Origin of the sequence: Marinibacterium profundimaris, from assembly GCF_002210095.1 — a bacterium.
GTDB classification, from domain to species: Bacteria; Pseudomonadota; Alphaproteobacteria; order Rhodobacterales; family Rhodobacteraceae; genus Marinibacterium; species Marinibacterium profundimaris.
In genome coordinates, this window is sequence record NZ_AQQR01000001.1 from 822,079 (window position 1) to 834,499 (window position 12,421).

Genomic DNA, 12,421 nt, shown 5'->3' on the forward strand with positions numbered 1-12,421 from the left:
GTCGCTCATCTTTCGTCCTTGCGGCGGCGCAGCTCGATCGGCGCGAATGTCTCGGTCTGGCGGATCTCCAGCTTGCCCTCCTTGGCCAGTTCCAGCGAGGCTGCGAATGTCGCGGCCGTGGCCGAACGGCGGCGGACCGGGTCATTGTCCCAGCCATCGGGCAGGTAGGAGGTCAGGTCGGTCCAGGTGCCGGCGAAGCCGATCAGCCCGCGCATCCGTTCCAGCGCCTGTTCCATGGTAAAGACGGAATCTCGGTCCATGACAAATGGACGAAATTCGTCACGAGTGCGGATCCGGGCATAGGCCTGCATCAGGTCCAGCAGCGTCGCCGAATAGGTGACGGTGCGGATCCGCATCACGTCCTCGGGCAGGCCGCGGGCAAAGATGTCGCGGCCCAGCCGATCGCGCGCCATAAGCCGGGCGGCGGCGTCTCGCATCGCCTGCAGGCGTTCCAGCTGGAAGGCCAGGTGTGCGGCCAGTTCCTCGCCCGAGGGGCCCTCCTCCTCGGGGTCGGGGGGCAGCAGCAGGCGGGATTTCAGGAAGGCAAGCCAGGCAGCCATCACCAGGTAATCGGCGGCGAGCTCGATCCGCAGCGCCTTGGCCTTCTCGACGAAGGCCAGGTATTGCCTGGCCAGTTCCAGGACCGAGATCTTGCGCAGATCCACCTTCTGCGTCCGCGACAGGTTCAGCAGCAGGTCGAGCGGGCCCTCGAACCCGTCGACATCGACGATCAGCGCCTCGGCGGCAAGGCGGTCCTCGACGCTCTGACCGCCCTGGGTCTCGTCTCCGAAATCCAGCCCGCCCTGCGCCTCTCCGTCCTCGTTGCTGTCCTCAGTCATCACCCGGCCCGCGCCTCATGAGGGCGTCAAGCTCTTCCTCGGCCGCGGCGATGTCAAGCGGCTTGGGCGCCAGCCGGGCGGCCAGAGCGCGCCCGGCGCGGGTCATGGCGGCATCGGTCATCGCTCCGGCGGCTTCGGCCACCTGCATCCGCTCGGGCAGCGGCTGGTTGCAATGCAGGACCAGGTCGCACCCCGCCTCCAGCGCCCGGCGCGTGATCTCGGCCGCCGAGCCCGACAGCGCCTTCATCGAGATGTCGTCGGTCATCAGCAGCCCGTCAAAGCCGATATCCTCGCGGATCAGCCCGATGATATGCGGCGAAAGCGTCGCGGGCGCCGCGTCGATACCGTCAAAGACGATATGGGCGGTCATGCCCAGCGGCAGGTCGTTCAGGCTGCGGAAAGGCGCGAAATCGAGGTCCGAGAGCTCTTCGAGCGGCAGGCGCACGGTGGGCAGGTCATGGTGGCTGTCGGCGCGGGCCAGGCCATGGCCCGGCATGTGCTTCACGACCGGCAGCACGCCACCGTCCAGAAAGCCCTGCGCGGCTTCGCGTCCCAGCGCGGCGACCACGTCCGGGTCGCTGCCATAGCAGCGGTTGCGCAGGAAAGGGTGGGTTTCGTCGCGCGCCAGATCCAGCATCGGCGCACAATTGGTGTCGATCCCGTAGCCCTTCAGCTCATCGGCGATCAGGCGCGAACGCAGGTACATCGCCCGCGGCGCATCCTCTTTTGCCGCATCCACGAAATCCAGCGGCGGCAGCCACTTGCGCGCCAATGGAGGCCAGAGCCTTTGCACGCGTCCGCCTTCCTGGTCGATCAGGATCGGCGCCTCGCGGCCCACGGCCTCGCGCATCTCTCCGGTCAGGGCGCGCAGCTGGTCGGCCGTGTCGACATTGCGCGCAAACAGGATGAAGCCGAAGGGATCGGCCGCCCGGAAAAAGGCTTTCTCATCCGATGTCAGGCGCAGCCCGTCGGCATCGAGGATCGTGGCGCCGGGTCGGCTCATGACATTATCCGTTCAGTTTGTCAGCGGGTGACGACAGGGATGCAATCCGCGCCTTCGGCCACCAGGGCCGAGCAGAAACGGCGGGCATCGGCGAGATCCTCGAAGCCCATGGCGCGCAGGCGGTAGAAGGTGCGTCCGCCGCTGGCAGCCTTCTGCACAACGCGGGATTTTCCGTCGAGGTAATCCCCGAACCGGCCGGCAAGCTTCACCCATTCGCTGCGCGCGACCTCTTCGCTCTCGAAGGCGCCAAGCTGCGCCAGGCGGGTGCCCGGTGCAACCTTGTCGGCATCGACCTCGGCTACCGGTGCCGGTTGCGCCGGCGCAGCGGTCTGCGGTGTCGTCGAGGGCCGGGTCAGCGCCGCGGGGCGCGGCAGCGGACGCGGGGACCGGCTGACACCCGGGGCGACGATGACCTCGGCCGGGATCTCGATGCTCTCTTCGTCCTCTTCGGGGATGTAGCCTTCCTCGTCTTCCAGCGGTTCCTCGGGCCAGTCGACATCGGGCGCCAGCGCGGCCAGGTCGTCGCCAACCTCGCCCAGCGGGTCGACACCCTGCGTCAGTTCCTCGACCAGCGCGGCGATGGCATCCTCGTCCAGCTCCTCGGGGCGGCTTTCGTCGTCGGCAAGCGCGTCTTCCTCGACCGGGCCCTCGGCCGAGGCCTGCTGGATCCTTTCTTCCTCGGCTTGCGCGAGCGCGGTCAGCGGCATGTCCTCTTCGGTCAGGGACACGGGGCGCGGCGCCAGGACCAGCCGGTCCGGTGTCGGCGCGGCCTCGCCCACGGCGGCGACGGCATTGACGGCCAGGCCCTGGTGATCGGCGGGGCGGCCGCCCGGATCCTCGGGCTGGACCCGCATCGGGCCTTCGATCGCGCGGACCACGGGCACGCCGCTGACATCGCGCATCATCAGCTTGTATCCCCAGACCCCAAGCCCGGTCATGAAGGCCAGCGACAGGATCGCGCCCGCCACCGTCACCGCACGCCCGACGCCGGGATGCGCGTCATCCTGTGCATGGTCGCCCAAGTGGTGCCCGCCGGCCTGATCCCAGTCCATACGGTTGCCCGAACGATCATACGACACGCCTGCCGGCGGCGTGTATTCCACATCTGCCATGTCCGCCTCGCTGCCCCGGGATCGCGCATCGGATGCGACCGGGGTCCTTGCCTCTGCCTCGACCCGGCGGACCGGACGACGATCGGGATCATGATGAAAGCTCGGAACGCGGGCCCATCTTTGCGTGGGATCACCGCCGGCCGGTCACGGCCTGGTTCGTCTGTGCCTGCTCATCACTGCCTGTTCGTCACCGCATTTCGTCCGCCGGCGTTACCCCAAGAATACCAAGTCCGGCCGCAATAACAACCGCGACAGACTTGGCCAGGGCAAGTTTGGACTGGCTTGTGGCAGGATCGTCCTCCTGCAGAAAACGCAGCGACGTCTCGTCGTTGCCCTTGTTCCAGAGCGCGTGGAAATCGCCGGCCAGCTCGTAGAGATAGAAGGCAACGCGGTGCGGCTCGTTGGTGCGCGCGGCGATATCGACCAGGCGCGGCCATTCCGACAGTTTCTTGGCGATGCCCAGCTCGGCCTCGTGGTCGAGCTTCGTCAGATCCGCCGAGTTGAGCACCGCGTCGTCACAGGCGACACCGGCCTCCTCGGCGCGGCGCAGCACGGAATTCACCCGGGCGTGGGCATATTGCACGTAGAACACCGGGTTCTCGCGGCTTTGTTCCAGAACCTTGTCAAAGTCGAAATCCAGCGGCGCGTCGTTCTTGCGGGTCAGCATGACAAAGCGGGTCACGTCCGGACCGACCTGGTCGACCACGTCGCGCAGGGTCACGAAATTGCCCGCGCGCTTCGACATCTTGAAGGGCTCGCCGTTCTTGAACAGCCTGACAAGTTGCGTCAGCTTGATATCCAGCGGCACCCGGCCATCCGACAGGGCCGAAACCGCCGCCTTCATCCGCTTGACGTAACCGCCATGATCGGCGCCGAAAACGTCGATCAGCATGTCGAAACCGCGGCTGATTTTATCGTAGTGATAGGCAATGTCGGGGGCGAAATAGGTCCAGGCGCCGTCCGATTTCTTCACCGGGCGGTCGACATCGTCGCCATGGGCGGTGGAGCGGAACAGCGTCTGTTCGCGCGGCTCCCAGTCTTCGGGAGTCTTGCCCTTGGGCGGCTCCAGCACGCCGTCGTAGATCAGGCCCTTCTCGTCCAGCTCCGCCAGCGCCGCCTCGATCCGGCCGGTTCCGTAAAGCGATTTCTCGGAATAGAAGACATCCATCTTCACACCCAGCGCGGCCAGATCGCTGCGGATCAGGTCCATCATCGCCTCGGTGGCGAAGTCGCGGATGTCTTCCAGCCAGACCTCTTCGCCCTTGCCGACATAGGCGTCGCCGACCTTGTCCTTCAGCGCCTGCCCGACCTCGATCAGGTAGTCGCCGGGATAGGTGCCATCGGGGAATTCGACATCCTGCCCATGGGCTTCCAGGTACCGCAGATAAACGGACCGCGCGAGCACATCGACCTGCGCGCCACCGTCGTTGATGTAATATTCGCGCGTGACGTCATAGCCGGCGAAATCCAGCAGGCTGGCCAGCGCATCACCAAAGACCGCGCCGCGCGTGTGGCCCACGTGCAGGGGCCCGGTCGGGTTGGCCGAGACATACTCGACGTTGACCTTCGTCCCCTGCCCCATGGCCGAGCGTCCGAAATCCGTGCCCTGCGCCAGCACGGCGCCAAAGACACCCTGCCAGACCGACGGGTCCAGCCGCAGGTTGAGGAACCCGGGCCCCGCCACGTCGGCCGAGACGATGCGGCTGTCGGCCGCCAGCCGCGCGGCCAGCTTGTCGGCAATGTCGCGCGGTTTCTGTTTCGCGGGCTTGGCCAGCACCATCGCGGCATTGGTCGCCATGTCGCCATGGGCGGCGTCGCGCGGCGGCTCGACCGTCACGTTGTCCAGGCTCAGCCCCTCGGGCAGGTCACCGGCCTCGACCATGGCAGAAAGCGCATCGAGCACGACGGCACGGATGTCGGCAAACAGGTTCATCTCGGGTTTCCTCGCGGCGTTTCGCGCGATGTATCATCTGGGCGGGTACGGTCAACCATGGCGGGGCCGACAGGGCCCGCGCCAGGGGCTTGCCCGGCGCCCAGCCCCTCAGGCGGCGGCGCCCCGGATCAGCCTTTGATGTTCCTGCAGCGCGAACCGGTCGGTCATCCCCGCGATGTAATCGCAGACCAGCCGCGCCAGCGTGGTGTCGTCGGCCGCCTGGGCCACGGCCTTCTGCCAGCGCGCCGGCATCAGGTCGGGATGCGCCATGAACAGCGGAAAGAGATCGTTGACCACGCAGGTGACCTCCTGCCGCTTCTTCATCACCTCGGGCGCACGGTACATGTGGCCGAAGAGAAAGGCGCGGATCTCTTTCAGGTCGGCCCAGAGCGCGTCGGAAAAGGCGATCACCGGGGTGCCGTTGTGGCGGATCTCTTCCACCGACTGTGCTCCGGAGGCGTCGAGCAGCGCGCGCGACGTGTCGATCACGTCGCCCACCATCACGCCGAAGACCCGGCGCAGCGCCTCGTGCCGTCTCCGGTTGGGCTCCAGCCCCGGAAACAGCGCGTCGACCTCGGCATAGGCGGCGCCGACGATCGGCAGTTCCGCAACGTCATCGTCCGAGAACAGACCGGCGCGCAGCCCGTCCATCAGATCGTGGTTGTTGTAGGCGACATCGTCGGCCAGAGCCGCCACCTGCGCCTCGCCGCTGGCATGGGTGTGCAGTTCCAGGTCGTGCAGGTCGTTGTATTCGGCCAGCGCCCAGGGCAGATCGCCGACCACCGGGCCGTTGTGCTTGGCGATGGCTTCCAGCGTCTCCCACGTCAGGTTGCAGCCGTCGAAACGGGCGTAATGCTGTTCCAGCTTGGTGACGATGCGGATCGCCTGCGCGTTGTGATCGAACCCGCCATAGGGCGCCATGAGCCCGTGCAGCGCGTCCTCTCCGGTGTGGCCGAAGGGTGTGTGGCCCAGGTCGTGGGCCAGGGCCACCGCCTCGGTCAGCTCTCCGTTTAGGCCCAGGGCGCCGGAAATCGTCCGCGCCACCTGCGCCACTTCGATCGAATGGGTCAGCCGCGTGCGGTAATTGTCGCCTTCGTGCTCGACGAAGACCTGGGTCTTGTGTTTCAGCCGGCGAAAGGCGCCGGAATGGATGATGCGATCCCTGTCCCGCTGGAAGCAGGACCGGAAACTGCTGTCCTCTTCCGCGACCAGCCGTCCCCTGCTGGCCCCCGGATCCGAGGCATAGGCCGCGCGCATGTCGGTCTCTCGTTCTTGTCGCCCGTCTTTGCGACTTCTATATTACGGGAAGAGCTTGATGAAAACCGATAGGGTGACCCCATGCAACTGCCTCCAAAAGTGACGGACCGTGCCTTTGCCCGCCTGGCCGAAATCGGCGCGGCGGACCAGGGCCAGGCCCTGCGGGTGGCCGTCGAGGGCGGCGGCTGTTCCGGCTTTCAGTACGAAATCGCGCTGGACGCGCCCGGCACCGATGACCTGGTTCTGGAAGGCCAGGGCCAGAAGGTGGTGGTGGACACCGTCTCGCTGCCGTTCCTTGAGAACGCGGTGATCGACTTCACCGAGGAACTGATCGGCGCGCGTTTCGTGATCGAGAACCCCAACGCCACATCCTCCTGCGGCTGCGGCACGTCCTTTTCGATCTGACGTCCGGCACCGGCGCTCCGCTTGAATTGCGTCAACGCGAAGCATCGCCGCCCGGTGTACCGTTCCCGGAGCCGCCGCAGGATGCGGCGGCGACAAACCGGAGGGTCCGCCATGTATCGCAATATCCTGATACCCGTCTCGTTCGATCAAGACCGCGACCGGGACGGCGCGTTCCGCGTGGCCACCGCGCTGGCTGACGAAGGGGCCACGATCACCCTGCTGCACGTGATGGAGCCGATCCCCGGCTATGTCGCCGCGCAGATCCCGGCCGAGATCATGGCGGAATCGCGGGTCGAGGCCGAGAAGCGGATGACCGCGCTGGCGCAGGGCATGCCCGGGGCGAAGACCGCGATCATGTCCGGCCATGCGGGGCGCAACATCGCCGCCTTTGCCAAGCGTGAAGCGGTCGATTGCCTGGTGCTGGCCTCGCACAAGCACGGGGTCGGAGATTACTTCATCGGCTCGACCGCGGATTGGGTGGTTCGCCACGTGGATTGCTGCGTGCACGTCATCCGCTGAGACCGCCACAAGGATCCGCGCGCCGGGCCGTCGTCATGCCGGGCCCGGCCGTGCCTTGGGTCGCGGCGACGTGTCAGGTACGGGCGGCCTCCTGCTGCCGCCGCAGTTCGGCGTCGATGACCAGAAACAGGCCCGAACCCACCACGATCGTCACGCCCAGGTAGGTGCCCGGTGCGGGATATTCGCCGAAGACCAGCGCGCCAAGCGCCACCATCCAGACGAATTGCAGGTTCATCAGCGGCGTGACCACGTAGGCCGCCATCATCCGCAGCGCCACCACCAGCACCCAGCGCGCCAGGAACAGCGTGCCGGCATAGGCGGCGACCCAGCCCAGGTCGGCCAGCGGCATCGGCACCCAGACGAAGGGCAGCGCCAGGGCCATCACCGCGGCCAGCGCCGCGTTGGGATAAAAGACCTGCGCCAGCGCGTTGCGCTCGGTCCGCCCGATCAGCCGCGCCATCACCATCGACAGCGTCCCCGAAACCGAGGCCAGCATCGCCCAGCCATGGCCGGCGGAGATGGCGGCGAAGCCGTCGGGGAAGAGGCACAGCATTCCGACGAACCCCGCCGCCAAGGCCACCCACGCCGCCGGGCGCACGTGCTCGCCCAGGATCGGCCCCGACATCAGGCCCGCGATCAGGGGCATCAGGCCGATGAACAGGAAAACCTCGGCGAAGGGCAGCAACCGGAAGGCATGAAAGAAAGACAGCGCCGCCACCACCGTCGCGGCACAGCGTACGGCCATGGCCACCGGTCGCCGCGTGCCCAGCCCCTGGCGCTGCGCCGGGTGCCGGTCGGCCAGCAGGCTCAGCCCCATGACCATCAGCCCGCTCAGCGCATACATCTGCGGCGCGGCATAGCCGCCGGCGATCAGCTTGGTGATCGCATCCGCCGACGAGATGAAGCCGGTGTAAAGCACCACCAACCCTGCGCCGGCCCAGGCGATGCGCCCGGCCCGGCCGCCCAGGGTCTCGGCCAGGCTCATGACGCGATCCCCCGCAGCCCGGTCCGGGCAAAGCCGGCGAAGAAGGCGTCGAACTTGTCGGTGCTCTGCTCGGCGGCGATCAGCACGTCATGGCTGTCTTCCTCCAGCGCGCCGGCCACAAGCTCGCGCATCGCGCCCCAGTCGCCGCTGCGCCGGTCGTCCAGCCGGAACAGGCAGTCCGACAGCTGCCGCAACGGCGCCCGCCCCTCCCGTGGCGCGTGGAAGGCCATCGCGCCCTCGGCCATCGGCCGGGCAAAGGGCGTGCCACCGGCGCAGGCCAGCGCCCAGTTCGACACGAAGTATTCATGGTAATCGTCGTTTGGACTGGCCCCGGGCCCGGTCTCCACCGCGAAGCGCGACGTGGTCCCGGCAATCCAGTCCTCCCAGATCGGCGATGGCACCCGCCCCGCATAGCGCAGGGCCACGCAGACCTCGGCCAGCAGGTCCGCGTTCTGCTCCAGCCAGGCCAGGATGCCCGCGTATTCCAGCGAGGTCACCGCCTCTTCCGACAGCTGCGGATCCTGCCGCCCGTATCGGCTGAGGTAGAAGACGATATGCGTCAGCTCGTACGCCGCCTTCTTGTTCGGCAGCTGGAAGGTCGCGGAGCGTTCCATGAACCGGTGCAGCCGCTCGGTCAGCCCGGTGTCGTCCTTCAGCGGATCGGCCCCGCGCCGCGCCATCAGCCGCCGCGCCTCGGCCCTCTGCAGGTCCGACATCTCGGCCTCGGCCAGCCCTTCGCGTGCGGCCCAGTCGACCAGCGCCTCGCCCTTGGTTCCGTCCATGCCCAGATCCTCGAGATCGAGGCAGATGGACAACAGGAACCGGTAATATTGCGGAAAGAATTCAATCCGTTGCACGACCCGGTCATAGAAGCCGCGATGCGAGTCCAGCGCCGCCTCCGGCAGGTCCCGGCCCGTGCATTCGAGGATGTTCAGAAGCTCGGCATTTTCCTTCAGCCAGAACACGTCGTCGCCAAAGCGGCGGTGACTGGCAAAGCCGTCCAGCAGGGCGCCCAGGCGGGCGCCCTCTGCTTGCCGCCGGGACGGGACGTTCAGGCGAATGACATTCGACATGAGGGGTCTCCTTTCGTGGAACGGCGCTTCGTGAACGCCCCGTGGCCCGGATCAACGATGCCGGCGGGTCAGCTGCCCGACGAGAACATGTGGGTGGCGTCACCGTCGGTTGCCGCGGCGGAGGTCGCCGGGGCCGAGCCCGAAGAGAACATCTGCGTACCTTCGCCTGCGCCGGCTTCGGCCGAGGCGACGGGAGCGGAGCCCGAGGAGAACATTTGCGTGCCCTCACCGGTGCCGGCTGCGGCCGATGCCACCGGAGCGGAGCCGGATGAGAACATCTGCGTGCCCTCGCCGGTGCCGGCCTCGGCCGATGCGGCGGGTGCGGAGCCCGAGGAGAACATCTGCGTGCCCTCACCGGCGCCGGCTTCGGCCGATGCGACCGGAGCGGAGCCCGAGGAGAACATCTGCACAAGTTCGCCGCTCATCACGTCGCTGCGCTGCGGTGCGGACCCGGACGAAAACATCTCTGTCCCTTCGCCGGTAAGAGAGCCCGCGGACAGGCTGGGCGCCGAGCCCGAGGAGAAAAGCTGCGTCTCGGCACCACCGAACATGTCGCCCATAAGGGTCGGTGCGGAGCCCGAAGAGAACATCTCGACGCCGTCGCCGACGAGCGTGCCCGAGGTCGGTTCGATAACGTCTGCGCGGTAGGATTTCAGCAAGGATTTCATGACAGTGTCTCCGTTGAGGCAGGTTGATCGTGCCTCAACGCTTACACGGAAAACATGATCCGAAAAGCGCAATTTCTACCCAGGGTTGTTTCCTGCAAGACTTATCCACATGAGCGTCATCCGGCAATTGGCTGTTCGGAATTCCAAACAAACTGTCACAAATTCTAATAAAAAAAGTTATCCACAGGTGGGTTTGAGCCTTGCTCCGTCACGTTCCCGACCGAATCCGCCTGCGAATCATGCGAATGAGAGTCCGGTCAAGACAAGGCTACGGACAGAATCGGGCAGTTTCGCGTCAGCCCCCGCCTTGCCCCCGGACCGTCGCTGCGCGATAGATTCGCGGCAATCGGAAAAGGCGGGAGACGGGCATGAAGATCGCGACATTCAACATCAACGGGATCCGCGCACGGGCCGAGGCCCTGCCCACCTGGCTGGACGAGGCGCAGCCGGACGTGGCGCTGCTGCAGGAGATCAAGTCGGTGGACGAGAGCTTTCCGCGCGAGCTGTTCGAGGACCGCGGCTACAACGTCGAAACCCACGGACAGAAAAGCTTCAACGGCGTGGCGATCCTGTCGAAGCTGCCTCTGGAAGATGTCACCCGCGGGCTACCCGGCGATGACGACGACGACCACGCCCGCTGGATCGAAGCCACGGTCGTCGGCGAGAAGGCGGTGCGGCTCTGTGGTCTCTACCTGCCCAACGGCAACCCGGTGCCCGGCCCGAAATACGACTACAAGCTCGCCTGGATGGAGCGCCTGCGCACCCGCGCGTCAGAGCTTCTGGCATCCGAGGAACTCGCGGTGATGGCCGGCGACTACAACATCATCCCCCAGGCCGAAGACGCCGCCCGCCCCGACGCCTGGCGCGAGGACGCGCTCTTCCGCCTCGAAAGCCGCGAGGCCTTCCGCCGGATCCTCGCCCTGGGCTTCACCGACGCCTTCCGCGCCACCAACCAGGCGCCGGGGCATTATTCCTTCTGGGATTACCAGGCCGGCGCCTGGGACCGGAACGACGGGATTCGCATCGACCACCTGCTGCTGACCCCGCAGGCCGCCGACCGCCTCACCGATTGTGGCATCGACGCCGAAATCCGCGGCCGGACCAAGCCTTCGGACCACGTGCCGGTCTGGATCGAACTCGACGCCTGACGCCCCTGCCCTTGGGCGGTCCGGGCTGACAGGACGGTGTCGGAGTATTTTCATCCAAGAAGAAGCAGCAGGACGCGCCCCCGGCTTCTTCTTGGTCCAAATACCTCCGGGGGAGTCGCGGCTTGCCGCGGCGGGGGCAGCGCCCCCTATTGCGTGACGTCGCAGCCGTAGATCCAGTCGAACTGCTGCAGCATCTTCTCCGGCGCCAGCGCGCCCAGCATCCGCAACCCGGTATGGCCGATGGCCCGCGCCGGGCCGAACCGCACATGGTACTTCCAGGCGTTCCGGTTCGCGGCCGAGATCACTTTCTGCGCCCGGTCCCGCCGCCGCGCCTGGTAGCGGGACAGCGACGCCTCGGTGCCGTCCCAGCTGTCGGCCAGAACCCAGGCGTCTTCCAGCGCCAGGTTCGCCCCCTGTGCCAGGAAGGGCAGCGTCGGATGGGCCGCGTCGCCCAGGATTGCCACACCCGCGCCGTGCCAGGCCGCCGCCACGGGGTGGCGGAAGAGCCCCCAGAGCCCCACCTGGGTCACCGCGTCCAGCAACGGGCGAGCGGGGCCGCGGACATCGGCGAAAGTGGCGCGCAGCGTCTCGGGGTCGTCGGCGTGGTGCCAGCCCTCTTCGGTCCAGGCGCTGCGCTCACGGATCGCGACGAGGTTGGCCTGGCGCCCGTCCCGCAGGGGATAGAACACCAGGTGCCTGCCCGGCGCCATGACCACCCGCGCCTCGCGCGGCAACGGCGCCTGCAGCGGCACGACGGCGCGCCACGCGACCTGGCCGGTGAAAAAGGGGCTGTCCGCACCGTTCAGCGCCGCACGGGTCGGGGAATGCAGCCCGTCGGCGCCGACGACCAGGGCGGCCCGCTGGATTGAGCCGTCAGCAAAGACCACCTCGGGCCGCGCGCCGGGGCGCACTTCGGTGACCTCACGGCCCAGGGCGATGGGAATGCCCGCCGCCCGGGCCGCCGCCTCCAGAAGGCCGATCAGGTCGGCGCGATGCATCAGGGCGAAATACTGGTCGGGCCGCCGCCGCAGGTCCAGCCGCAGCACATCGCCCGGACGCCGGTAATCGCTCAGCACCACCGCCTCGGCGCGAAGCGAGGCCGCCTCCAGAGCGGGGCCGAGGCCAAGCGCGCGCAGCACCGCGCCGCCGTTCGGGCTGATCTGCAGGCCGGCCCCCACCTCGGTGATCGCCGGCGCCCGCTCCACCACACGGACCGGGACACCGCGCTGGCGGAAGCAGAGCGCCGCGGCCAGCCCGCCTATGCCCGCGCCCACAACCAGGACCTCGCCGCGCCCGCCCGTCGTACCTTCTGCTGCCTCGGTCATGCGCCTCTCCGTCGTTTCGGCTGTCCCAACCGCGCCTGTCTTCAACGAAAAAGGCGCCCGGACCCTGGGCCCCGGCGCCTTTCAATCGTGTTGTCGCAAACCCGGACCGAACCGTCATTCGGTCCGGCCCCGCCCAGGCGCCGATCGCGCCCGG

General features: G+C 67.6%; 12 protein-coding genes. 3 read left to right on the plus strand and 9 right to left on the minus strand.

Annotated elements, in window-relative coordinates:
- Positions 1-5: 5 nt before the first annotated feature.
- The 5 genes from ATO3_RS03925 to ATO3_RS03945 all read right to left on the minus strand — a co-directional run bounded on the left by ATO3_RS03925 (position 6) and on the right by ATO3_RS03945 (position 6,144).
- Entirely contained in the window at positions 6-839 is an 834-nt protein-coding gene (locus ATO3_RS03925; protein WP_088648465.1) for a segregation and condensation protein A, read from the minus strand.
- Entirely contained in the window at positions 832-1,842 is a 1,011-nt protein-coding gene (nagZ, locus tag ATO3_RS03930; protein ID WP_088648466.1) for a beta-N-acetylhexosaminidase, read from the minus strand. The genes ATO3_RS03925 and nagZ overlap by 8 nt, the downstream gene beginning before the upstream one ends.
- Positions 1,843-1,862: 20 nt before the next feature.
- Complete coding sequence (locus ATO3_RS03935; protein WP_088648467.1) at positions 1,863-2,954, minus strand: SPOR domain-containing protein; 1,092 nt, start codon at positions 2,952-2,954, stop codon at positions 1,863-1,865.
- A gap of 187 nt (positions 2,955-3,141) precedes the next feature.
- On the minus strand, positions 3,142-4,887 hold the full coding sequence (argS, locus tag ATO3_RS03940; protein ID WP_088648468.1) for an arginine--tRNA ligase: 1,746 nt from the start codon (positions 4,885-4,887) through the stop codon (positions 3,142-3,144).
- Positions 4,888-4,995: 108 nt separating this feature from the next.
- The gene (locus ATO3_RS03945; protein ID WP_088648469.1) at positions 4,996-6,144 is read right to left on the minus strand and encodes a deoxyguanosinetriphosphate triphosphohydrolase; all 1,149 of its coding nucleotides are present in this window, start codon (positions 6,142-6,144) and stop codon (positions 4,996-4,998) included.
- A gap of 81 nt (positions 6,145-6,225) precedes the next feature.
- Between ATO3_RS03945 and ATO3_RS03950 the strand changes: the two genes are divergently transcribed.
- Positions 6,226-6,549 (plus strand): HesB/IscA family protein, encoded by a 324-nt coding sequence (locus ATO3_RS03950; protein WP_088648470.1) that lies wholly within the window; start codon positions 6,226-6,228, stop codon positions 6,547-6,549.
- A gap of 111 nt (positions 6,550-6,660) precedes the next feature.
- The gene (locus ATO3_RS03955) at positions 6,661-7,068 is read left to right on the plus strand and encodes a universal stress protein (protein ID WP_088648471.1); all 408 of its coding nucleotides are present in this window, start codon (positions 6,661-6,663) and stop codon (positions 7,066-7,068) included.
- 73 nt (positions 7,069-7,141) lie between these two features.
- Here ATO3_RS03955 and ATO3_RS03960 read toward each other — a convergent pair whose 3' ends face one another.
- The 3 genes from ATO3_RS03960 to ATO3_RS03970 all read right to left on the minus strand — a co-directional run bounded on the left by ATO3_RS03960 (position 7,142) and on the right by ATO3_RS03970 (position 9,794).
- Positions 7,142-8,053, minus strand: a complete 912-nt coding sequence (locus ATO3_RS03960; protein WP_088648472.1) for a DMT family transporter — start codon at positions 8,051-8,053, stop codon at positions 7,142-7,144.
- On the minus strand, positions 8,050-9,126 hold the full coding sequence (locus ATO3_RS03965; RefSeq protein WP_088648473.1) for a DUF6902 family protein: 1,077 nt from the start codon (positions 9,124-9,126) through the stop codon (positions 8,050-8,052). Before ATO3_RS03965 ends, ATO3_RS03960 begins: the two co-directional genes overlap by 4 nt.
- Before the next feature lie 68 nt (positions 9,127-9,194).
- A complete protein-coding gene (locus ATO3_RS03970; protein ID WP_143747218.1) occupies positions 9,195-9,794 on the minus strand; it encodes a DUF6749 family protein in 600 nt (199 codons plus the stop codon).
- Between the two features lie 368 nt (positions 9,795-10,162).
- Here ATO3_RS03970 and xth point away from each other — a divergent pair, with 368 nt between their 5' ends.
- Positions 10,163-10,942, plus strand: a complete 780-nt coding sequence (gene xth / locus ATO3_RS03975; protein WP_088648474.1) for an exodeoxyribonuclease III — start codon at positions 10,163-10,165, stop codon at positions 10,940-10,942.
- 146 nt (positions 10,943-11,088) lie between these two features.
- Here the strand turns inward: xth and ATO3_RS03980 are convergent, their stop codons facing one another.
- On the minus strand, positions 11,089-12,267 hold the full coding sequence (locus tag ATO3_RS03980) for an FAD-dependent monooxygenase (RefSeq protein WP_088648475.1): 1,179 nt from the start codon (positions 12,265-12,267) through the stop codon (positions 11,089-11,091).
- Between the last annotated feature and the right edge of the window lie 154 nt (positions 12,268-12,421).